The organism is Anaerofustis sp. LCP19S3_F7 (assembly GCF_052119445.1).
GTDB lineage: Bacteria > Bacillota > Clostridia > Eubacteriales > Anaerofustaceae > Anaerofustis > Anaerofustis butyriciformans.
Map to the genome: position 1 here is coordinate 31,394 of NZ_JBQKFF010000004.1, position 23,961 is coordinate 55,354.

The following is a 23,961-nucleotide window of genomic DNA, read 5'->3' on the forward strand; positions in this document are numbered from 1 at the left end:
TCCTATTCTATAATTGTTCTCCACTTAAATGGAATGTTTTTACATCTGTTATTTTTACTTTAACTATATCCCCTGCTTTACCATTTCCAGTAAAGTTAACAAGTTTAAATGTATCAGTTCTACCTGTAAGCACATTATCATTTGTTTTGCTTACTCCGTCAATTAATACATCAACGGTTTTATTTAGATATTTTTGATTTTGTTTAAATAATATTTCATCATGAAGTTTTACAAGTTTATCAAATCTTACCTTTACAACATCTTCGTCAACTTGTCCTTCCATTACAGCTGCTTTTGTACCTTCTCTTTTTGAATAAATAAAAGTAAAAGCAGTATCAAACTCACATTCTTTATATACATCTAAAGTATCATTAAAGTCTTCTTCTGTTTCAGTTGGAAATCCAACAATAATATCTGTCGTAATTGCAATATCAGGAATTTCACTTCTTATTTTCTTAACAAGATTTATATATGTTTCTTTATCATAGTGTCTATTCATTAATTTTAATATTCTGCTTGAACCTGATTGCATTGGAAGATGAATGTGATTACATATCTTATCATTATTTTTTATTACATCAATAAGTTCATCACTTAAATCTTTTGGATGAGAAGTCATAAATCTTACTCTTTCGATTCCCTCAACCTCACTTACTCTCTTTAAAAGTTCGGCAAATGAAATTCTATCTTCCAAATTTTTTCCATATGAATTAACATTTTGACCAAGCAATGTAACTTCTTTTACTCCGTCTTTTGCAAGGTTTGTTACTTCACTTAAAATATTTTTATATTCTCTGCTTCTTTCTCTTCCTCTTGTATATGGAACTATACAATAAGTACAAAAGTTATTACAACCTTTCATTATACTTACAAAGGCTTTATGTTTAAACTGTCTGTGAACGGGAAGTCCTTCAGGAAGGGAATCACTGTCACTTAACACTTCAACAACAAGTTTTCTCTTTGCTTCGCATTCTTCAAGTAAAGAAGGAAGAGATGCAATATTATGTGTTCCAAAAACAATATCAACAAAAGAATATTTTTCTTTTATTTTCTTTACAATATGTTCTTCCTGCATCATGCATCCGCAAACGCCGATAATCAAATCTTTTTTTCTCTTTTTAAGCTTCTTAAAATTACCCAAATTTCCAAAGAAGCGGTTATTTGCATTTTCTCTTACACTACATGTATTCATGATAATAAGATCAGCATCTTCTTCTTTATCTGTTTGTATATATCCAAGATTATCAAGCATCCCGCTCATTTTTTCACTGTCGTTTTCATTCATTTGACATCCGTAAGTTATTATTAAATATTTTTTCATATTATCTCCACTATTTTATTTTTTCTATTATTATCATTCTAGGAGCATTCTCACTCCTGTTTATATGTTCAAGAAGTAATACATTAAAGTTTCTTTTAGGTAGATTTATACAATATTCTTTAACTTTTAAATATTCTTCAAATCCGCCTTCATGACCAATATAAGCACATATACATATAATTCCTTTTATATTTAAAAGTGTCATTACATTTTTTAAACTTTCAACAGTGCTTTCGCTTTTGGTAACGATATGTTTATCATAACCTGGCAAATACCCAAGATTATAAACCCCAAAATCAACCTTTTCCTTAACATAATTTAATACATTTTTATGGTCGTCTTTTATTAGAACCGCATTTTTTATATTATTTTCTCTAAGAAGTTTACTCGTATTTTCCACTGCTTCATTTTGAATGTCGAAAGAATATACTTTACCTTTTTGTGATACCTTTTTTGCAAGATATAAAGTATCGTTTCCATTCCCCATTGTAAGGTCAAGTACGGTATCTCCTATTTTAACTTTACTGTTTATTATAAAATTTGTTATATCCGTAACATTATCAAATAAATTCATATTATCTTAAAAGCCTATTTACTTCATTTTTAGTAAGCTTTCTGTATTCTCCTTCTTGTAAATCTCCAAGCCCAAGTCCATTTTCCATGGTTCTCTTTAATTTTAGTACTTTGTGCCCTACTCTTTCACACATTTTCTTTACTTGTCTTTTTCTTCCTTCAATTATGGTTATTTCTATTAAAGAGTTATTACCAGCCATTTTAATAAGTCTTACTTTCGCTTTTGATGTTTTTTTACCGTCTATTACAACACCTTTTTTAAGCCTTTCTAATCCTTTAGAATCAATATGACCTTTTACCAAAGCTTCATATGTCTTTTCTTTTTCATATTTTGGATGAGTAAGCTTATATGCAAAATCTCCGTCATTTGTTAGAATAATAAGACCTGTAGTATCCTTATCAAGTCTTCCCACAGGGAATAATCTATGCTCTTTTTTCCCTATAATATCAACAACTGTTTCTTCTCCATATTTGCTTTTGCTGGCACTTATTACACCTGCAGGTTTATTTAACATATAGTATACTTTGCTGTTATCAAGTTCTACAGGCTTTCCAAATACTTTTACTTTATCTTTTTTTACATCAACCATCGTTGCAAGTTCTTTTACCACTTTTCCATTTAATGTAACTTTTCCGCTTGAAATAATTTCTTCGCATTTTCTTCTGGATGCAACATTACAACTTGCAAGATATTTGTTTATTCTCATTTTTTCTTCCATAACTACTCTCTCTTTAAAAACATTTATCTTATATTATACAAAATTCTACTTCTCTTTTCAATTTAGATACGCCAATTACTTTAATGTTAATTTCTTCACCCATCATATATTTTTTGCCAAAATCTCTTCCGATTAGAGAATAATGTTCTTCGTCATATATATAATAATCGTCCTTTAAATTATTAAAATATATAACGCCTTCTACACCATTTTCTAATTTTACATACATACCTTTTTGACTGAAACCGGAAATTCTTCCTTTAAACTCTTCATCTATAAATCTATCCATATATTCACAAATAAAAATTTTATCTGCTTCTCTTTCTATTTCTTCGCTTATTCTTTCAGCTTTTGAAATATAATTTGCTTTTTTCTCCATTTTTTCTCTTTCTTTTTCAAGGTTATCCAAATTAATGTTACCAAGTAAAATATTTGATAAAACTCTATGAACCATTAAGTCAGGATATCTTCTTATTGGAGATGTAAAATGGGTATAGTTCGGTATTGCAAGGGCAAAATGTCCTTTATTATCGGTAGTATAAACAGCTTTCTTCATACATCTTAAAAGAACGGTTTTAAAAAGCTGCTCGTTTTTATCCCCTTCTATTTCTTTTAAAAACTGCTGTAACTCTTTATTATAATGTTCGTCATGAAGTCTCAATTTATAACCAAGAGCATTTGCAAAACGAACAAAATCGGAAATTTTTTCTTTGTCCGGCTGTTCATGGACTCTGTATATACCATTTACTCCCATTGATGAAAAGAATTCGCAAGCTGAAGTATTTGCTATAAGCATAAACTGTTCTATTATTCTTTCCGCAATACCTCGATGTCTAATTTTAACATCCTCAACAGTTCCATCTTTTACAATTATTTCATTTTCATCAACATCAAAATCTATATTTCCTTCTTTAAAACGTCTTTGTCTTAAAATTTCGTAAAGCTCTTTCATTAAAAACAAATCGTCTTTAAATATATAATATTCTTCTTTTAATTCTTTACTTCCTTCAAAAAGCTCGTTTACTTCATCATAAACAAATCTTGCTTTTGACATAATAATTGATTTATAGAATTCATATGATATAAGTTTACCTTGATTATTTATCCTCATGTCAACACTAAAAGCCTTTTTCTTTTCATTTGGATTTAGACTACATAAATTTTCACATAAAGCTTTTGGAAGCATTGGAATAACTCTATCAGGGAAATATACACTTGTCCCTCTTTCATATGCTTCTTTATCAATTTCACTGTTTCTTTTTACATAATTGCTTACGTCTGCAATATGAACTGACAAAATATAATCCTTACCGTCTTTTTTAATGCTAACTGCATCATCAAGATCTTTTGCCGTTATACCATCTATTGTAAAAATATTTTCTTTTGTTATATCTTTTCTTTTATTTTCAAATTTATCAAGACTATCAAAAGTAAGCTCCTTAGATTCTTTGATTGCATCTTTTGAAAAATCATTTGGGATATCATATTCATATATTAATGATTCTATTTCAATGCCGTCATCACCTTGGTGTCCTAGTACTTTTTTTATTCTTCCAACCCAATTTTTATCTTTTGGGAAATCTGTTATTTCTACAACAACCTTATCTTTATTTTTTGCATATTTTATTCCTGATTTTGGAATGTATATATCATTTGTAAATTTAGGATTATCACTTACAACAAAGCCAAAAGTTTTTTCTTTAAAGAATGTACCGACAGTTTGTCTTTTAACCTTACTTGTTATTTCGATAATTCTGCCTTCTCTTTTTTTATCTCCTTGTTTTTCTTTTATTATTTCTACTTTTACTTTATCTCCGCTAAAAGCATCCATTGAATCACTTCCTAAGACAAATATATCTTCATCAAGTTCATCAACACTGACAAAACCAAATAAACCCTTACCTCTATCGTATATTCCTTCATATACTTTATTTTTGGTAAGAGAATATCTTCCGTCAACATACTTTATCATTTTTTCGCTGATTAGATGATTTAGCGCATTAGATAAAAGATTTTTTTGATTCTTTGAATGAAGAGAAAAAATATAAGCAAAATCTTTAAATTTCATAGGCTTATAATCATCGTTATTCATTAGTAAATAAATCTGTTCGCTTAAATATATTAATTTATCATTTTTCATACAAATTATTATATACTATTTAACTAAAAATTAATATAATTTATTTAAAAAGAAATAAATATCTGATATAATGTGTAATTAAGCTAAAGAAAAAATAATTAAAATTAGGAGTTAGTAGACATGAATGAACATTTTATTTTCGCAGGTCATGATACCGTGGCGCTTGCAAAAGAATTCGGAACACCACTTTACGTTATAAGTGAAAATAAAATTGTAGAAGCCATTAATTTAATCAAAGAAAGTTTTGAAGAATACGGACTTGATTATGATATAAATTATGCCGGAAAAGCTTTTACAAATATTGCTATGGTTAAAATAATAAAACAACAAGGAATTTGTCTTGATACTGTTTCAGGCGGAGAAATTTATACAGCCTTACAAGCTGGTCTTGACCCTAAAAAAATATGTTTCCATGGAAGTAATAAATCAGCAGAAGAAATCAAAGAAGCTATTGAAGCAGGTGTCGGTGTTATTACAATCGACAGCCTTTATGAAATAGGTTTGGTTGGAAGAATAGCAAAGAAACTTAAAAAGGTTCAAAACGTACATTTCAGAGTTTCTCCTGGGGTTGAAGCTCATACACATGAATATATACAAACAGGAAGAATCGATTCAAAATTCGGTATACCTGTAAATATGGCTGTAAGAGCAGCAAGAATGATTATTGATGAAGAATACTTAAACTTAACAGGGGTACACTGTCATATAGGTTCTGATATTTCTTCACCTAAACCTTTTGAAATAGCAGCAACAACAATGCTTGAAATTGTATATAACATAAAAGAAATGGGTGTTGAAATTGAAGCTTTAAATCTTGGCGGTGGTTTTGGAATAAACTACTTACACGACGACCCTGTATTCGATGTTGAAGAATATGTACATACAATCAGCAAAATAATAAGAAAACAATGTGATGTTCTTGGAATAAAAATTCCAAAGATTATAGTTGAACCTGGTAGATATATTATCGGTCCTGCAGGTATAACTTTATATTCAATAGGAACAATAAAAGAAATTCCTTATTTAAGAAAATATATAAGTGTTGACGGTGGTATGGGTGATAACCCAAGACCAGCTCTATATAATGCGATTTACCATGCTGTTATTGCAAATAAATACAACAAAGAAGCAAATGAACTTTATACTGTAAGTGGTAAATGCTGTGAAACAGATACTCTTATTAAAGATATTCTTCTTCCAAAAGCAGCACCTGGAGATATTCTTGCAGTATTAAACACAGGAGCGTATAACTATTCAATGTCAAGTCATTATAACAGACTTAAAACTCCTCCTGTTGTACTTTTAAAAGATGACAAAGCAGAATTAATGGTAAAAAGAGATACTTATGAAAATCTAATTCAAAACGATGTAGTTCCAAGCTGGCTTGAGGACTAATTAAAAAGGAGATGTAATGAATTTATTTAGTAATCAAAATTTAATACAAATGTTATATATGCTTATTCCAATTATATTGGCACTTAGTGTTCATGAATTTGCACATGCATTTGTAGCGGACAAAATGGGAGATCCTACTGCAAGGATTTCTGGAAGAATGACAATGGACCCAACGAGTCATGTAGATATTTTAGGGTTTCTTGCTCTACTATTCTTTGGATTTGGATGGGCAAAACCAGTTCCAATTAACCCAATGAATTTCAAAAAAAGAAAATTAGGAATGATACTCGTAAGTTTAGCAGGACCTTTATCTAATTTGATACTAGCCATCATTTTCTCAATTTTATATAAATTTGTTGCACCCATGTTTGATATTTTCGCTTTATATTATATCTTACAATACGGAGTAATAATAAATATATCTTTAATGATATTTAATCTTATTCCTGTGCCACCTCTTGATGGTTCAAAAATACTTGCAAGTTTACTTCCTTATAAATATGAAGCTAAGTTTTATGAATATGAAAGATATTTATATATCATACTTATAGTTTTACTTGTTACTGGAGTAATAGGATTTATATTATCTCCTCTAATGATGCCGTTTTTAAATATACTGCTTTAAAGGAGTATTATGAAAGAAAATATTTTACATTTAAGTAGTTTTGAAGGTCCTTTGGACCTTCTACTTCATTTAATACATAAAAATGAAATAGATATATATGATATTCCAATTGTTGAAATTACAAAACAATATTTAGATTATATATATAAATTTAACGATTTAGATATGGAAGTTGCCAGTGAATTTGTTGTAATGGCATCTACATTACTGGAAATAAAATCAAAAATGCTTCTTCCTGTTGAGGTAGATGAAAATGATGAAGAAATCGACCCAAGAGAAGAACTTGTAAATAGACTTATCGAATACAAAGCCTTTAAAGAGCTTACTAAAAACTTAAAAGAAGGCGAACAAGTTTACAATAAGTCACTTACAAAAGATCCGGAATATTTCAGTGAAATAAAAGATGAATATGTCGTAAAAGACATAGATGTATCATTACTTGCAAAAGCTCTTAAAAATATTCTTGTAAAACATCAATTAAGAGTAAACGAAATAAGTGACCATCAAACAATAGAAACAGATACTTTTTCTGTTGACGATTCTATCTTAACCATATCTAAAATACTTGAAACAGAAAACAAGATAAGTTTTTTATCATTATTTAAAAATAATCATAAAAAAGGATATATTATTGCAACATTCCTTGCAACATTGGAACTATTAAAAATCAATGCCGTAAAACTTACACAATCGGAAGTATACGGAGATATTTTATTAGAAAAGATTTAGGAGTAAAGATGAGCGAAACAAATAATAACGAGTTTATAAACAAAGATGAAAATGAACTTTTACATATTATTGAGAGTATTTTATTTGCTGTAGGAGATAAAGTGCATATTGATACAATAAAAAAAGTACTTAATATTAATGAAAAATATGCAACATCTTTACTAAAAAAATTACAAAGCGAATATGATTATAATATGAGAGGTGTAAAGTTAGTTAGAACAGATGATACATATCAACTAACAACACGAAGTGAATACTTTGATTATGTAAAACAAGTTCTTACAAATTATAATACTACAAACCTCTCACAAGCAGCTTTAGAAACACTTGCAATAGTCGCATATAAACAACCTGTTACAAGACTGGATATTGAGCTTGTAAGAGGGGTTAAATCCAGCAGTTCTTTAGACTTATTAATCGACAGAGGACTTGTTGAACAAGCTGGAAGATTAGAAGACGTAATAGGAAAACCTATGAGTTTTAAAACAACAAAAGAATTTTTAAGACTTGCGGGAATAGAAAAAATATCTGAACTACCTGATTTTGAAAACTTTATTAATGATTTGGAAAATCATATAGACGAACAAATGGAAGAATCAGGAGAACAATTAATGTTTACTGAAAAAATATAAAGACCTCTAACAGGGTCTTTTTTTTCCTTTACAGAAATCCATATTTCACATTTATAATCTTCACTTAAAATATTATCACTATAATATACTTCTATACACATTCCTCCGTAAGGTTGATACTTACTTGTAGGGAAAAATTCTGTATATATTCTTTTATATAATTCTTCAAACGCCTTTGGCATTTTCCCTACACAAGGAAATACTACCCATGTATTTTTTGGAACATTTTCAAGAGATAATTCTTCATTTACTTTTCCCCCATCATATAAAGTCCCAATTGCATAATCAAAATCTCCTTTTGTTGGATCGTCAAAACATACTCCTACTATTGCTCCCTTAAACATATTATCGGGTTTAGTATAAGAACATAATTCTTTAATAGTGCCATCTTCAAAATATGTCTGCCAAGTTTTTTTATATTTTTATTGCTTATTTCCTTACCCCCTCCATACCTTGTTCTTTTGGCAATAATAGTAAATTCACCTGTTTTTTCAATTCTGTAATTCATGTCTTTTCATCCTTCTATTACAATTTTTATGGAAAGTTTAAAAAAAGATTTTAAATTTGAATTACCGCTTTTTACTTGACTTGGACTAATTCCATGAAATTTAGTAAAAGCTCTGCTAAAACTTTCACAGGAATTATAGCTGTATTTAAAGGCAACATCTATAACCTTCACGTTTTTATTATAAAGTTCTTCCGCTGCCAAAGATAACCTTCTACTTCTTATATATTCCCCTAATGTATATCCACAAACAATTTGAAATATTCTTTGAAAATGAAAACTTGAAGAACAAGCAACTTCTGCAATTTTATCATAATCAATATCTTCTGTTATATTATCTTCCATGTAATTTATTGCATTTTGTAATCCATCTATCAAATTCATACTTTTTCCTCCTTCCATGATAATACTATAGCAAGAAAAGAAATTCACTTCATGATTTACAGTGCCGTTAAATGATATGAAAATATTATATACAAAAAAAGACACACATAAGTGTGTCTTTTAAATTTATTTATTATTCAGCTATACAAATAATATCATTTTCTTTAGCATAAGCTTCAGCTTTTGAACCTTTATTTACAAACATGTATAGATTATCGCAAGCTTTAAATGCGTGTTCTCCTATTTCAGTATCGCTACCTTCAATAGTTACACTGTTTAAGTTCTTACAATAGTTGAATATATATCTTCCCATTTTTTGAACATTTTTACCGATTGTTGCAGATGTAAGTCCGCTGCATCCATCAAATGTTCTTTCACCTAAATATTCAACACTATCAGGAATTCTTATTGTTTGTAAGCTAATACAATCATAGAAAGCAAAACCTGAAATATGTTTCATACCTTCTGGAATGATAAAATCTTTAAGGCTTGCACAGTTATTGAAAGCACCTACTCCAAGTTGTTCAACACTGCTTGGAAGTGTAATATATTCAAGATTTGTACAACCGTCAAATGCATATGCACCAATACTTTTTACGCTTTCAGGAATTGTTATGCTTTTTAGTCCTGTAAAACCTGCAAAAGTATAATCACCTATATTTTTAACACCACTTGGAACTGCAAGTTGAATTAAACTCCTGCATCCGAAGAAGGCTTCTCTTCCTATTTCTTCAACTGTTTTTGGAAGTGATAAACTTGAAATTCTATCACAGTAACTGAATGCTCTTTCTTCTATTTTCTTAACTCCGCTTGGAATTACAACCGCACCTTTTACAAATGGACAACAAATTACTGTTGTTTTTTCTTTATCAAATAAAATATTGCTTTCACTTGAATATTTCTTATTATCTTCATCAACAGTAAGTGTTGTTAAGTTTTTACATCCTGAGAATACTTCAATGCCAATTTCTTCAACACTTTCAGGAATATAAATATCTTTAAGTCCCGTGCATTTATGGAAAGCAAGTCTACCTATTCTTGTAACACCGTTTTTAATGTTAACTTGTTTTAAATCAGAACATAAGAAGAATGCATAATCATCAATACCACCTCTTGTTATTGTTACTTCTTTTAAAGAAGCAGGAACATCAGTTTCATTTTCATAATAAGAACTTGCCCCAAATAAATATCCAAGATAAGTATTTTTTTCTTCACTTTCACCAATGAATGGAAGTGTTAATCTTTCAAGTCTCCAACATCCGTTAAATACGCTTCTCTTAATTTCTTTTACGCTGTCTGGAATAACCATATCTATAATATGTCTACAACCGCTAAATGCTCCTGCACCAATACTTTCAACGCTGTTAGGAATATTGATTTGTTCCAAACTCTTACATCCGTCAAAAGCAGAATTTCCAATACTTGTAATACCATCTAAAATATCAATACTTTCAAGATTTACACAACCTAGGAAAGCTCTTGGTCCTATTGCAGTTACATTTGGTTGAATATCAACTTCATCTTTTCCACCAGGACAACATAAAAGTGTTGTTTGATCTTTATTATATAAAACACCATTTACACTTGAATAATATTCATTTTCTTCATCAACATTTATACATTCTAAATTTGAACAGTTTGCAAAAACATATGCGCCGATTTTTTCAACTGTTTTTGGAATAAATAATCTTTTAAGTCCGTTTGCTCCATCAAATGCATAATCGCTTATGCTTTTTAGACTTGTTGGAAGGAAAATTTCTTCAAGATTTGAGCATCCATCAAATGCACAAATACCTATGCTTTCCAAGCTTTCAGGTAATTTAATTGTTTTAAGCCCAGTACAATTTGAAAAAGCATAACCGCCAATGCTTGTTAAGCTATTAGGTAAGTTAATTTCTTTAAGAGATGTACATCCATGGAAAGCAAATAAATCAATATTTTCCACTGTATCAGGAATTGTTACGCTTCTTAGTCCTGAGCAACCGTAAAATACGTAGTATCCAATACTTTTCATACTTCTTGGAATTACAACTTCTTCCAAAGATTCACACATATAAAAAGCAATATTACCTATTTTTTCAAGTCCTTCAGGAAAAACTATTTTCTTTAAACTTGAACATTCTTTAAATGCATTGTTTCCTATTATTTTAAGAGTAGAAGGAAGTACAACTTCTTCCAAATTTTTACATTTATCAAATGCTCTGTTTCCTATAACAGTTACACCTTCAGAAATAATAACTTTTTTTAAGTTATTACAGTCTTTAAAAGCTTTTTCTTCAATTACTTTTATATCTGCAGGAACTGTATATTCACTAACACAACTTGCTTCTGTTTTATTTATTTTACACATTATAATATCTCCTATCTAATAATTATATAATTAGATTAAAAACTCTTTTATATACAAAAATAGTACCACATTTTAATTTTTTTATCAATAATTTACTACCTTTATTTACCATATTTATGGTAAATAGTTATATATACTTTCGTATTAAAAATTTTGTAAAGGAAGATAAAAAATATGAATGAAAAAAAATTAAATGGTATTCGTTTTAATGTCGTAAAATATTTAAGCAATATAATTGGACTTGAGAATCTTTTATTATTTGAAAATAAAAAGAGAGATAAAAAAAGATTATCAAAGAAAATAAAAATTTATTATAATTTGATTTACAAAGAAATTTCACCACTAAAAGAAGAAAATATAAATATACAAAATGTTTTTTCTTTTCTTAGTGGTGAATACAATAATGTACTAAAAAAAGTTTTAACATATTATAAAATTGAAAATAAATAATATTATTATATAAAAAACAAATTAAATATTAAATTTGTAAACATACATAACATAACCCCTAAAAAAGTTGGAATTAAAAAAGATAAAACAGTATATTTTATACTTTTTGTTTCAGCTTTTATTGTCATTAAAGTAGTGGCGCAAGGAAAATGCAAAAGCATAAATATCATAACATTTATTGCAGTAAATATTGTCCAGTCGTTTTGAATTAAAATATTTCCTATTTGCATGGTACTTCCTATATCAACAATACTTCCATTACCAAGATAACACATTAAAATAATAGGAAGAACTATTTCATTTGCGGGAATACCAAGAATAAAAGCTGTTAAAATATAACCATCTAGTCCCATAAGCTTTGCAAATGGGTCTAAAAAATTTGCTACAAAACCTAAAATGCTAATATCTCCTATTGTAATATTTGCCATAAGCCATATTACTATTCCCGCAGGAGCAGCAAAAATTATAGCCCTATATAAAACATATAAAGTTCTATCAAATATGGACCTTATTATTATGCCTGTTACTTTTGGTTTTCTAAAAGATGGAAGTTCCAAAGCCAAAGTTGAAGGTGCTCCTTTTAAAAAAGTAACCGATAAAAATTTTGAAACAACAAAAGTCATAAAAACACCCAATAATACAACAAGTAAAACCGTTAAAGTACATAATAGTGACTTTTTAAAATTTAATCCAACTCCACCTATAAATACTGTTGCAACCGTAATTAAAAAAGGAAAACGTCCATTACAAGGAACAAATACATTTGTAATAATAGCTATAAGCCTCTCTCTTGTAGAATTTATAATCCTACATCCAACAACTCCGGCTGCGTTACAGCCAAATCCCATACACATTGTCAAAGCCTGCTTGCCGGATGCGCATACACATTTAAAACATCTATCCAAATTAAATGCAATTCTTGGAAGATACCCAAGGTCTTCCATAATCGTAAACAATGGAAAAAAAATTGCCATAGGCGGTAACATTACACTTATAACCCAGGTTAATGTGTTATACATACCATCTAACAACATGCCCTTAAAAAATACAGAAATATTCATATAATCAAACAAATCATATAGTTTAATTCCTATAAAAGAAAAAAACTTAGAAAGTATTTCCGACGGATAGTTTGCTCCATATATTGTAATCCAGAAAATTAAACAAAGAAAACCCAGCATTATAGGTATTCCAAATAATTTTGAAGTTAGAATTTTATCGATCTTTCGGTCTCGCTCGTTATAATTTCTGTTATTAAAACGGATTACTTTAGAACATAAAAATTCGTTATTTTTAAGTATAGTTTGCATAATCATTTCAGTAAAATCATATGATAAACATTCATTTAATCTATTTTTTTCATAATCAATTACTTCTTTAAGCTTAGCATTATTTTTTAAATCAATTTCCAAATATTCTTCAATTGAATTTAAAATTTTTTTATTATCTTCAATAAACTTTAATGATATCCACCTTTTGATATATGTATTTTTTAAATCATATCCCTCTAGGACAGAAGATATATGCTCTATTGCATTTTCTATTTTTATGTCATATTTAATATTATTTGGAGTTATTTTTATTTCACCTACACAAATACGATAAATTTCTTCTGTTAAATCAAATAAAGTCCTTTTATATTTAGCACTTACTCCTACAACAGGCACACCAAGATACTCACTTAAAAGTTTTAAATCGATATTTATTCCTTTTTTCTTTGCTTCATCAAGTAAATTTACACACACAATAACATTATTTGTTATTTCCATAACTTGATAAACTAAATTTAAATTTCTTTCAAGACAAGTTGCATCTACAACAACCACCATTAAATCAGCTTTACCAAAACAAATATAATCTCTCGCTATTTCTTCTTCTTTCGAATTTGACATTAAAGAATAAGTGCCGGGAATATCTACCAAAAGAAAGTTTTTATTTTTATACTCATATTCTCCAACAGCATTAATTACTGTTTTACCAGTCCAATTCCCTGTATGTTGATGCATACCTGTCAAAGCATTAAATACCGTAGACTTACCAACATTGGGATTTCCACAAAGACCTATGGTAAAATCACATCCAACAACTTTTTCAAACACATTTTTTTTTAATAACTTAGAACCTGTTGAACCTATAGTTAACCCCATAAAATCACCTCTTTATGCTTCCTAATAATAGAATATGCATAAAGAGGTTTTTGGTTACAAATAATCAATATACATAAATTTTATCACTGTCTTCTTTTCTAAGGGCTATAATACTTCCTCTTATTTCATATGCAACAGGATCATTTAAAGGACTTACAAATACAGGCTTTATTTTTGTTCCGTTTATAAGTCCTAAGTCTAAAAATCTTCTTTTGTCATCTTTATTTGCAAATATTTTTTTTACTTTTTTTGTCTGCCCTATTTTTACATTAGTTAATTTTTTCATATAAATATTCTCCTGATTATACATTACATTATATGAACTTGAATAAAATTTTGTTATAAGACAATAAAAAAAAGAGCTTGAATTTATCAAGCTCTTTAATTAATACTTATCCATGTATCATTTTACCTTTAATACCTTCACATGCTTCCATAAAACCTTCTGATAAAGTAGGATGAGCAAAAGTAATATTGGCAATTTCTTCACTTGTAGCTTCAAGATCCATTGCAATTGCACCTTGTGCAACTATATCTGAAGCATTAAGTCCTACAATATGAACACCGATTATTTCATCAAAACGTTCATCTGTAATAACTTTTACAAATCCGGTTGTATCATTCATTGCAAGCGCTTTTCCAACTCCTGCGAAAGGCATCTTGCTTGTTTTATATGGAATACCAAGTTCTTTTGCTTGTTTTTCATTTAAACCTATCCAAGCAACTTCAGGTATTGTAAATACGCAAGAAGGAATCATGCTGTAATCAACTTCTTCACCTTCTCCGAATAAATCTTCTGCAACAACAATACCTTGTCTGCTTGCGGTATGAGCAAGCATAACTTTACCTGTAACATCACCGATAGCATAAATATTGTCAATGCTTGTTTTTAATTTATTGTCAATTTCAATAAATCCTTTAGCACTTACAACAATATTTACATTACTTGCAACTTTAACAGGTTTTCTACCAACAGACATAAGTACACAGTCAGCTTTAACTTTAGTACCATCAGATAATACTACATTACCGCCTTCTATCTTGCTTGCACCTTTTCCTGTTATAATATCTATACCGTGGTTTCTAAGTTCTTTGTCAACTACGTTAATAACATCATCATCTGCCATTGCAAGAATGCTATCAAGCATTTCAACTATTGTTACTTTAACACCAAATTCATTCATTACACCGGCTAATTCAACACCGATAACACCACCACCGATAATTACCAAGTCTTTTGGTAACTTATCTAAGTTAAGTATTTTTTCAGAATCGAAAATTTCAACACTGTTATCAGTTTCAATAGGAATCATAACAGATTCACTACCACAAGCTACAACGATATTATCTACGCTGTATGAATCATTACCTACCAAGATTTCATGGTTTGTATTGATTACTGCTTCGCCCATAACAACATCAACTTTATGACGTTTTAATAAACCTTTTACACCGCCTGTAAGTTTTGATACAACTTTATTTTTTCTATCTAAAACTTTAGACCAGTTTACATTGAACGAATCAATTTCAATACCCATTTCATCAGCATGTTTTATTTCTCTTAAAACTTCTGCATTTTTTACATATGATTTTGTAGGAATACATCCTTTATTTAAACATACCCCACCTATATTTTCTTTTTCAAATATAACTACTTTTGCTCCTAATTGAGCAGCTCTTATAGCACAAACATATCCTCCAGGACCTGCACCGATAACAGCTAAATCATAATCATATTCTTTTTCTTGTTTTTTAGGTTTTGATTCAACTTTTTTATCTGGGTTTGTAAGCATTTGAGCTTGTTCTTTTGTTGGAGGAGTTGAACCTTTTTTACCTATAAACATTATAGGTTCATTTACTTTTACATTATCTCCTTCTTCAACATATAAAGCAAGAACTGTTCCGTCAGCTGTTGGATTATCAACTTCCAAAGCAACCTTACCTGTTTCAACTTCTACAACTATATCGCCTCGTTTTATATCATCCCCTACTTTACACATCCATTTTAGAATTTCTCCTTCTTCCATAGACATATCAAGTTTTGGCATTAACATAAATTTACCATCAAAATCATCCATTGAAACATCACCGGAAGAATTTGATTCTTCTTTTACTTCTTCATCTTTCCCCATGGCTTCTTCTTTTGTAGGAGGAACTTCGCCATCTTCTCCAATATACATTATAGGAGTATTTACTTTTACATCTTCTCCTTCGTCAACATAAAGGGCAAGAACTGTTCCGTCGGCTGTTGGATTATCAACTTCCAAAGCAACCTTGCCCGTTTCAACTTCTACGACTATATCGCCTCTTTTTATCTTATCTCCTACTTTACACATCCATTTTAGAATTTGACCTTCTTCCATAGACATGTCAAGTTTTGGCATTAACATATATTTTCCCATATTAAAACATTCTCCTGATTAAATTATTATACCTATAGGATTGCTTAAAACTTCATTTAAAGTATTTAAGAAACCAACAGCATCCATACCGTCCAATACCCTATGATCTATTGTTATACTAAATCCTGTAAATGTTCTTACAACAATTTCTCCGTCAACAACAGCAGGCATTTGAGCAGTTCTTCCTACCCCAAGAATTGCAACTTCACCAGGATTGATTATTGGTGTAAAGAAATTATTTACACTTCTACCTGTATTACTGATTGTAAAAGTTGCACCTCTGTAATATTTACCGCTTAATTTATTTGCTCTTGCTTGAGGTACAATTTCGCTTCTTTCATCACAAATATCAAAGATATTTTTATTTTCAACACCGTTGAAAACAGGAACTACAAGCCCATCTTCTTGTGCAACAGCCAAACCTATATTTACTGTACTTCTTCTATGAATTTCTTTTCCGTCAAAGTTTGCATTTACTTTAGGACATCTTTGTAAAGTCATACAAACAGCTTTCATTAATAAATCAGTAACGGTAAGTTTTTTATTATATTTTTCTTTAAATACAGCTTTGGTTTTTTCAAATATATTCATAAATTCCGTTGTATCTATATCTGCAAAATGAGATACTTGAGGAGCATTTAACATTGATGTCATCATGTTATCTCCGATTGCTTTTCTCATTCCTTTATATGGAATAACTTTATCTTCAAGAATAGGAGCATTAACAACAGTAGCGTTTTCCAATGCTGTTTTTTCTTCTTTTTCCAAACCAACGGCACTCATTACATCATTTTTCGTTATTTTATTATTAGAATAAGCTACATCTTTAATGTCAACATCGTAATAATTCATAACATTCTTTGCAACCGGGGTAATCTTAACTCCCTTTTCTCTCATAACAGGAAGAACATTTTCCAAATCTTTTAATACGATTGCACCATATTTGCCACTGCCAACCACATTTGCAAGATCAATATTTTTCTCTTTTGCATAAACTCTGGCAGCAGGAGTTGCTAATATTTTACTCATATTACCACCCTCCTTTACATCATTTCTTTTACTTTTGCTACAATATCATCAACAGAAGGAACAATTTGTTTTTCTATAATTGGATTGTAAGGTACAGGAATTTCCATTCCACCAAGTCTTTCAACAGGCGCATCCAAATGATAGAAAGCTTCACTTTCGTTTATTGTTGAAACTATTTCTCCACCAAAACCTCCGAATTTTGGAGCTTCGTAAACTACCAACGCTTTTCCTGTTTTGCAAACAGAATTAATTATCGTTTCTGTATCTAATGGTCTTAGAGTTCTAACATCTACTACTTCACAGTTTATTCCTTCTTCAGCTAATTTTTCTGCTGCTTCCAAACAGAAAAGTAAAGTTCTTGACCATGCAACAAGTGTTATATCGCTTCCTTCTTTTTTAATATCAGCTTTGCCAAGTTCGATAGTATATTCTTCTTCAGGAACTTCACCGTTTGTTCTATATAAAAGTTTATTTTCAAAGAAGCATACAGGATTATCATCTCTAATTGCTGATTTTAATAAGCCTTTTGCATCATAAGGAGTTGCAGGCATAACAACTTTAAGTCCAGGTGTATTTAAAAATAAAGCTTCAAGACATTGTGAATGTTGTGCAGCAGCACCTGTTCCAGAACCAAATGGAGTTCTAAGAACCAATGGAGCTTTTACTTGACCGCCTGTCATGAATCTATATTTTGCGGCACCGTTTACTATTGGATCTACTACTAATGAAACAAAGTCACCAAACATAATTTCAACTATTGGTCTAAGTCCAAACATTGCCATACCAAATGCAGCATATGTAAAACTTGTTTCAGAAATCGGTGTATCAATAACTCTTTCTCTTCCAAATTCATCGAACATTCCTCTGCTTACACCGAAACATCCTCCGTATAAACCTATATCTTCACCTAAGAAATACACATTTTCATCTCTGCGCATTTCTTCGCTCATTGCGTCTTTTATTGCTTGTAAATAAGATATTTTTCCCATTTTATTTCCTCCTACTCAGCATAAACATAATTCATCGCTTCTTCAACAGAGATGATTTTGCTAACTTTCTTTGCTTGTTCAGCAGCATCTTCAATTTCTTTTTCGATCTTTTTATCTAATTCTTCAAATTCTTCTTGTGTAATCATACCTTGATCTATCATATAATTTTTTTGTCTTTCGATAGCATCATGATTTTTCTTCATATCTTCTTCTTCGTCTTTTGTTCTGTATTTTCTTTGGTCTGATTTTGAATGTCCAAGATATCTATATGTTTTAAATTCTAATAGATAAGGTTTACATTCTTCCCTGCAATATTCACTGGCTTCCATAACAGCTTCCATAACGGCAAGTACGTCCATTCCGTCAACTACTTTAGATTTTATGTTAAAGCCTTCTCCTCTAACTGCAATATCTTCAACTGGTACTGTGAATTTTGCTGGTGTAGACATTCCGTATCTATTGTTTTCACAGCAAAGTAAAATAGGTACATCCCAAATGCTTGCAAGATTCATTCCTTCAAGCACCATTCCTTGATTTGAAGCACCGTCACCAAAGAATGCGGCAACACAATTTTTCTTTCCTTGTTTTTTAAGTGCAAATGCAACACCTACGGCTGTTGGAACACCTGCACCTACAATTGCAGAACTTCCAAGGTTACAATGTTCTAAATCAATATAATGCATTGAACCGCCAAGTCCTTTACAACCACCTTCATAATTTGCAAAAAGTTCACAAAACATATTATAAGGAGTTGCACCTTTAGCAAGACAATGTCCGTGTCCTCTATGTGTAGGAACAATCCAGTCATCTTCCTTAAGACCTAAACTAATTCCTGCATGACAGGCTTCTTCACCAACTCCAAGGTGAGTTGTACCGTGAATCAATCCAGCCATAAACATTTCGTTTACTTTTAGTTCAAAATGTCTAGAAGTAAGCATTGTTTTTAAGACTTTTAGCATTTCGTTTTTGTCTTTTTTTCTTTCTTCAAACGTCATCATTTTTAATCCTCCTATTTTTTAATGCTGTTAGAAAAAATTTTCTTAAACGAGCATTTGTTTACAAAAGTAACAAATGACTTTCTCTTTAAACACATTGTAAAGCATTACAATTAAAATTTCAACTATAATTTGTACCAATTTTAACTTTTTTTAAAAATAATTTGACACATTTGCTCAATATTATGATATAATTTAGAAAAATAACATTTGTTATGGAGGTTGGTTATGGCAGTTGAAGAAAAAATCCTTACAAAGATAGCATATTACTATTATAAACAAGAATTAACCCAAAGTGAAATTGCACAAAGATTACACATGTCCAGACAAAGAGTAAACAGACTTCTTAAAAAAAGCAGAGAACTTGGAATTGTTGACATCAACATTAAAGGATATGAAGAATATCTTATTAATCTTGAATCAGAAATAGAAAAGAAGTTCTCACTAAAAAGAGTAATGGTTGCACAGCCTCAAGAAGACGAAGATATATTCCATTCACTTGGTAGAGCCGGAGTAGAGCTTGTAACTGATTTACTTGAAGATAATTTAACAATAGGTATATCATGGGGAAGAACAATATACAATACAGTAAATTATTTCCCTGCATTAAAAGGTAAATACAAAAATATTAAAGCGCTTCAATTGGTTGGAAGTCTTAACAATCTTGGAGATACACGCCTAACAAATGACATAACAAAAAACTTTGCAGAAAAAATAGATGCAAAAGCATACTATATGTTTGCACCTACATTTGTTTCAAAAAAAGAAACAAAACAAACTTTAATGCAAGAAGAAAGTTTAAAAAAATTATTCAACCTATTTAATTACTGCGATATAATTCTTGGCAGCGTTGGATTAATGGCAAGTTCAACATCTTCTCTAAAAGAACAGTTTTTAAATCCAAAAGACTACAACGAATTAAAAGAAAAAGGCGCAGTAGGAAATATTTGCTTAAACTATTTTGATAAAGACGGCAATAAAATAGACTGCGATTTTAATAATAGAGTAATGTCTATTGATATAGATGCAATAAAAAGAAGTAAAAACGTCATATGTATTACAGGAGGAGAAGATAAACACGAAGCAATTCTTGCAGCTTTAAAAGGTAAATATATTAATACTCTTGTAATTGATAAAGATACGGCAGACTATATAATGAATCATTAGTATCCTTAAAGGAGATAAAAATGAAACTTTGCATAATCCAAGCTTCGTATAAGTTAAGTTTTGATAAAACATTATACGAAGCCAAAAATAAAAGATTTTTAATATAAAAATCCTATTTCATGTTTTAATATTATGAAATTCTTATTTTAATACAAATTTAAAGGCTTAGGATAATGTTTTATCTTAGGTCTTTTATTTTTATATCAAGATAAGGAGAATAACATGAAAAAAGAATATAAAATAAATAATAAATTAATTAAACTTGCTTTACCATTATTTTTTATTAATATATTACAACAGCTTTACTCAGTTGTTGATATTGCTTTTGTAGGAAATATTGTGGGTAAAAATGCTATAACGGCACTTAGTAGTGCAATAATGATTTCATTCATAATAAATTCTGTTTGTATGGGAATAACAACAGGTGCCAGCGTTATGATTTCAAAATTTAACGGGGAACATAATAAAGAAAATATAAAACATACCATAGCTACGTTGTTTTCACTTTCCGTAATTATATCTTTTATGCTTACTATAATCATCTTATTATCGCATAAAAACATTTTTGAGTTTATGAATGTACCTTTAAGTGCATTAAATTATGCAAATGATTATATAAAAATAATTTCCTTTGGAATTATTTTTACTTTTGGATATAATGCAGTCTATTCAATTCTTAAAGGATATGAAGATTCTTTAAGTTGTTTATTTTTTGTGATACTTTCAACCTTAGTAAATATATTTTTAGATTATATATTTATTTATAAACTAAATTTAGAAGTAAAAGGAGCGGCTTTTGCGACAGTAATTTCACAAGGAATATCTTTCTTTTGTTCTTATATATATTTAAGAACAAAACTATTATTAAAAATAAGATATAAACATATGTATATGAAAAAAGATTACGTGATAAAAATAATAAAAATCGGATTACCTTGTGCAGTACAAATGACTATTTTAAATATTTCGTATTTAATAATTACAAAAATATTAAACGGATATGGAACAACAATAGCATCAGCAGCAGGAATAGGACTAAAGATAAATACTTTTGCTGCCTTACCATGCTGGGCAATAGGTCAAGCTGTAATAAATTTAGTATCTTATTATTATGGAGCAAGAAATATTAATAACATAAAAAAAACAATTCATCTTTCCATAATTTATGCAATATTAAGTTGTTTTATACTTATTATGATTTTCCAAATATATGCTTATAAAATTATAGGCATATTCACAACTGATATACAGGTTATAAATGAAGGAGTAAAATATTTAAGAATATGCTGTTCAATAAATTTTGTATCCTATGCAGTAATGTATATTATGGATTCATTTATGACAGGAGTATCAGATTCCTTTACGGCAATGCTAAACTCAATTCTTCAAGCAGTTATAATACGAGTTTCCTTAAGCATAATATTAATAGAAATATTTAATCTATCTTATATAGGAATATATATTGCAGAATTCATCTCCCCTATTATTCCAATGGTTGTTGGAATAATATATTATTTACGTTTTATAAAAACAAAAGAGATAGTTTAAACTATCTCTTTTTTATTCTTCATATATATCAAATTTTTCAAGCCCATCAAACTGCATATTGTAATATTTAGCATATAATCCATTTTTCTTCATTAAGTCCAAATGGTTTCCTCTTTCTGTGGTTCTGCCATTTACAATAACAATTATTTCATCAGCATTTTTTATAGTGCTTAATCTGTGAGCAATAACAAGAGTTGTTCTGTCTTTAGAAAGTTTTTCAAGGGATAATTGAATATGTCTTTCACTTTCATTATCAAGAGCAGAAGTTGCTTCATCAAGTATAAGTATTTCAGGATTTTTAAGAAATACTCTTGCAATTGATATTCTCTGTTTTTGTCCTCCTGAAAGTCTTGTACCTCTTTCCCCTACATAAGTGTCATACCCATCATCAAGACTCATAATAAAATCGTGAATATTTGCATTTTTTGCAGCTTCTATTATTTCTTCGTCGCTTGCACCAGGCTTACCATATGCAATATTTTCCTTTATGCTTCCGCCAAACATATATACATCTTGTTGAACAACCCCGATTGAACTTCTAAGGGATTTTAAAGTTACATCTTTTATATTTGTATTATCAATTAAAATTTCACCACTGTCAACATCATAAAATCTTGGAATCAATGAACAAAGAGTTGTTTTTCCTCCCCCTGACGGCCCAACTAAAGCAACGGTTTTCCCTTTTTCAATATTGATATTAATATTACTTAATACTTTATTATTTTGTTCATATGAAAATGAAACATTTTTAAAAGTAATATTTCCCTCAACATCTTTAAGTTCCACTGCATTTTTACTGTCTTTTATGTCAGGATTAAGTTCAATTACTTCTAAAAATCTTTTAAACCCTGCATATCCCTTTTGAAATTGTTCCGTAAAGTTTATAAGAACTTCTACAGGAGTAATAAATATACCTATATATAAAGCATATACAGCAAGATCAGCAGCATTCATACTTCCATAAGCTACAAATAATCCTCCAAAAACTATAACAGCAAGATATAAAAGACCTTTAAAGAAAGATGTACCAGCATGATATTTACCCATAATTTTATATTGTGCAGTTTTTGAAGATAAGAAAAGTCTATTACTATAATCAAATTTATCATGTTCTATTTCTTCGTTTGCAAAGGACTTTACAACCCTTATACCTGCCAAACTATCTTGAACAGCTGAATTTACACCTGCAATTTTTTTTCTATTATCGGTAAAAGTAGCTTGCATTTTTCTATTTAAATACAAACAAAAAACAAGCATACTAAAAGTTATTAATATTAAAATTAAAGTTAGAGGAATATTTATAAATAAAAGGAAAATAAATGAACCTACAATTTTAAACGTAGAAATAAAAATATTTTCCGGTCCATGATGTGCAAGTTCAGAAATATCAAATAAATCTGATACAAGTTTGGACATCATATCCCCTGTATTGTTTTCATCATAGTAGGAAAAAGATAATCTTTGATATTTATCAAACAAATCTTGACGCATATTACTTTCCATATTTGCACCCATAATATGCCCCCAAGATGTAATAAAAAATTCTCCGTATGTTCTTACAATGTACATAATTAACATTAAAATCGCTACTAACCATATATATTTAAGTATTGTTTCTTTACCTAAAGTAAAAAGCCCACCTGTCAAATATTTTAAAATTTGAGGGAAAGCCAAATCAACTATCGAAACAATAAATGCAAAAAACATATCAAGATAAAATAGTTTTTTATAAGGTTTATAATAACTAATAAATTTTCTAAATATAGACACTTTAAACTCCTTAATTTTATTTTTACAATTAAATTATTATACATTAAAAGCCTTTTTTTATCAATAAATATAACTTTTCCTTTTTTAATTT

22 protein-coding genes are annotated in these 23,961 nt (G+C 29.3%); 7 read left to right on the top strand and 15 right to left on the bottom strand.

All coding sequences use genetic code 11. The features are described from left to right. Positions 1 to 7: 7 nt before the first annotated feature. From miaB to rnr, 4 genes are read right to left on the bottom strand one after another with little or no spacing between them, the layout of a single operon-like run. The gene (gene miaB, locus ACTQYZ_RS05665) at positions 8 to 1,321 is read right to left on the bottom strand and encodes a tRNA (N6-isopentenyl adenosine(37)-C2)-methylthiotransferase MiaB (protein WP_441021878.1); all 1,314 of its coding nucleotides are present in this window, start codon (positions 1,319 to 1,321) and stop codon (positions 8 to 10) included. A gap of 10 nt (positions 1,322 to 1,331) precedes the next feature. Beyond that, the gene (locus ACTQYZ_RS05670; protein WP_441021879.1) at positions 1,332 to 1,895 is read right to left on the bottom strand and encodes a class I SAM-dependent methyltransferase; all 564 of its coding nucleotides are present in this window, start codon (positions 1,893 to 1,895) and stop codon (positions 1,332 to 1,334) included. Between the two features lies 1 nt (position 1,896). Further along, a complete protein-coding gene (locus ACTQYZ_RS05675) occupies positions 1,897 to 2,613 on the bottom strand; it encodes a pseudouridine synthase (protein WP_138269110.1) in 717 nt (238 codons plus the stop codon). A 28-nt stretch (positions 2,614 to 2,641) separates the two neighbouring features. Then, positions 2,642 to 4,753, bottom strand: a complete 2,112-nt coding sequence (gene rnr / locus ACTQYZ_RS05680; protein ID WP_441416190.1) for a ribonuclease R — start codon at positions 4,751 to 4,753, stop codon at positions 2,642 to 2,644. A 120-nt stretch (positions 4,754 to 4,873) separates the two neighbouring features. Here rnr and lysA point away from each other — a divergent pair, with 120 nt between their 5' ends. Genes lysA through scpB form a run of 4 tightly spaced genes read left to right on the top strand, consistent with a single transcriptional unit; the run spans position 4,874 to position 8,134 of the window. After that, entirely contained in the window at positions 4,874 to 6,148 is a 1,275-nt protein-coding gene (lysA, locus tag ACTQYZ_RS05685) for a diaminopimelate decarboxylase (RefSeq protein ID WP_441021883.1), read from the top strand. A 16-nt stretch (positions 6,149 to 6,164) separates the two neighbouring features. Beyond that, positions 6,165 to 6,773 carry a site-2 protease family protein gene (locus ACTQYZ_RS05690; protein ID WP_441021885.1) on the top strand — a complete coding sequence of 203 codons (609 nt, stop codon included), beginning with the start codon at positions 6,165 to 6,167 and terminating at the stop codon, positions 6,771 to 6,773. 9 nt (positions 6,774 to 6,782) lie between these two features. Continuing rightward, positions 6,783 to 7,502 carry a segregation and condensation protein A gene (locus tag ACTQYZ_RS05695; RefSeq protein ID WP_441021887.1) on the top strand — a complete coding sequence of 240 codons (720 nt, stop codon included), beginning with the start codon at positions 6,783 to 6,785 and terminating at the stop codon, positions 7,500 to 7,502. Between the two features lie 8 nt (positions 7,503 to 7,510). Further along, positions 7,511 to 8,134: an SMC-Scp complex subunit ScpB gene (scpB, locus tag ACTQYZ_RS05700; RefSeq protein WP_138269105.1), complete on the top strand. Its 624-nt coding sequence runs from the start codon at positions 7,511 to 7,513 to the stop codon at positions 8,132 to 8,134. Here scpB and ACTQYZ_RS05705 read toward each other — a convergent pair. The 4 genes from ACTQYZ_RS05705 to ACTQYZ_RS05720 form a co-directional block, all read right to left on the bottom strand. Then, positions 8,074 to 8,514 (bottom strand): GyrI-like domain-containing protein, encoded by a 441-nt coding sequence (locus ACTQYZ_RS05705; protein WP_441416224.1) that lies wholly within the window; start codon positions 8,512 to 8,514, stop codon positions 8,074 to 8,076. The two genes, scpB and ACTQYZ_RS05705, sit on opposite strands and share 61 nt — an antisense overlap. Then, positions 8,460 to 8,642, bottom strand: a complete 183-nt coding sequence (locus ACTQYZ_RS05710; RefSeq protein ID WP_441416191.1) for a hypothetical protein — start codon at positions 8,640 to 8,642, stop codon at positions 8,460 to 8,462. The genes ACTQYZ_RS05705 and ACTQYZ_RS05710 overlap by 55 nt, the downstream gene beginning before the upstream one ends. Before the next feature lie 6 nt (positions 8,643 to 8,648). Beyond that, a complete protein-coding gene (locus ACTQYZ_RS05715) occupies positions 8,649 to 9,023 on the bottom strand; it encodes a helix-turn-helix domain-containing protein (RefSeq protein WP_441416192.1) in 375 nt (124 codons plus the stop codon). 133 nt (positions 9,024 to 9,156) lie between these two features. Beyond that, entirely contained in the window at positions 9,157 to 11,373 is a 2,217-nt protein-coding gene (locus tag ACTQYZ_RS05720; RefSeq protein ID WP_441021895.1) for a leucine-rich repeat domain-containing protein, read from the bottom strand. 174 nt (positions 11,374 to 11,547) lie between these two features. Between ACTQYZ_RS05720 and ACTQYZ_RS05725 the strand changes: the two genes are divergently transcribed. Continuing rightward, on the top strand, positions 11,548 to 11,823 hold the full coding sequence (locus ACTQYZ_RS05725; RefSeq protein WP_441021897.1) for a hypothetical protein: 276 nt from the start codon (positions 11,548 to 11,550) through the stop codon (positions 11,821 to 11,823). A 5-nt stretch (positions 11,824 to 11,828) separates the two neighbouring features. On the opposite strand, the gene feoB is transcribed toward ACTQYZ_RS05725, so the two are convergent. The 6 genes from feoB to ACTQYZ_RS05755 all read right to left on the bottom strand — a co-directional run bounded on the left by feoB (position 11,829) and on the right by ACTQYZ_RS05755 (position 19,388). Beyond that, complete coding sequence (gene feoB, locus ACTQYZ_RS05730) at positions 11,829 to 13,970, bottom strand: ferrous iron transport protein B (RefSeq protein ID WP_441021899.1); 2,142 nt, start codon at positions 13,968 to 13,970, stop codon at positions 11,829 to 11,831. A gap of 64 nt (positions 13,971 to 14,034) precedes the next feature. Continuing rightward, positions 14,035 to 14,256 carry a FeoA family protein gene (locus ACTQYZ_RS05735; protein ID WP_441021903.1) on the bottom strand — a complete coding sequence of 74 codons (222 nt, stop codon included), beginning with the start codon at positions 14,254 to 14,256 and terminating at the stop codon, positions 14,035 to 14,037. A gap of 106 nt (positions 14,257 to 14,362) precedes the next feature. Continuing rightward, positions 14,363 to 16,372 carry a dihydrolipoyl dehydrogenase gene (lpdA, locus tag ACTQYZ_RS05740; RefSeq protein ID WP_441021905.1) on the bottom strand — a complete coding sequence of 670 codons (2,010 nt, stop codon included), beginning with the start codon at positions 16,370 to 16,372 and terminating at the stop codon, positions 14,363 to 14,365. An 18-nt stretch (positions 16,373 to 16,390) separates the two neighbouring features. Further along, positions 16,391 to 17,401 (bottom strand): dihydrolipoamide acetyltransferase family protein, encoded by a 1,011-nt coding sequence (locus ACTQYZ_RS05745; protein ID WP_441021907.1) that lies wholly within the window; start codon positions 17,399 to 17,401, stop codon positions 16,391 to 16,393. A gap of 14 nt (positions 17,402 to 17,415) precedes the next feature. Continuing rightward, positions 17,416 to 18,390 (bottom strand): alpha-ketoacid dehydrogenase subunit beta, encoded by a 975-nt coding sequence (locus ACTQYZ_RS05750; RefSeq protein WP_441021909.1) that lies wholly within the window; start codon positions 18,388 to 18,390, stop codon positions 17,416 to 17,418. 11 nt (positions 18,391 to 18,401) lie between these two features. Then, positions 18,402 to 19,388, bottom strand: a complete 987-nt coding sequence (locus tag ACTQYZ_RS05755; protein WP_441416193.1) for a thiamine pyrophosphate-dependent dehydrogenase E1 component subunit alpha — start codon at positions 19,386 to 19,388, stop codon at positions 18,402 to 18,404. A gap of 225 nt (positions 19,389 to 19,613) precedes the next feature. On the opposite strand from ACTQYZ_RS05755, the gene ACTQYZ_RS05760 reads away from it, so the two are divergent. Then, the gene (locus tag ACTQYZ_RS05760) at positions 19,614 to 20,552 is read left to right on the top strand and encodes a sugar-binding transcriptional regulator (RefSeq protein WP_441021913.1); all 939 of its coding nucleotides are present in this window, start codon (positions 19,614 to 19,616) and stop codon (positions 20,550 to 20,552) included. Between the two features lie 222 nt (positions 20,553 to 20,774). Further along, positions 20,775 to 22,100 carry an MATE family efflux transporter gene (locus ACTQYZ_RS05765; RefSeq protein WP_441021915.1) on the top strand — a complete coding sequence of 442 codons (1,326 nt, stop codon included), beginning with the start codon at positions 20,775 to 20,777 and terminating at the stop codon, positions 22,098 to 22,100. A 12-nt stretch (positions 22,101 to 22,112) separates the two neighbouring features. Here ACTQYZ_RS05765 and ACTQYZ_RS05770 read toward each other — a convergent pair whose 3' ends face one another. After that, a complete protein-coding gene (locus tag ACTQYZ_RS05770; RefSeq protein WP_441416194.1) occupies positions 22,113 to 23,870 on the bottom strand; it encodes an ABC transporter ATP-binding protein in 1,758 nt (585 codons plus the stop codon). Positions 23,871 to 23,961 lie beyond the last annotated feature (91 nt).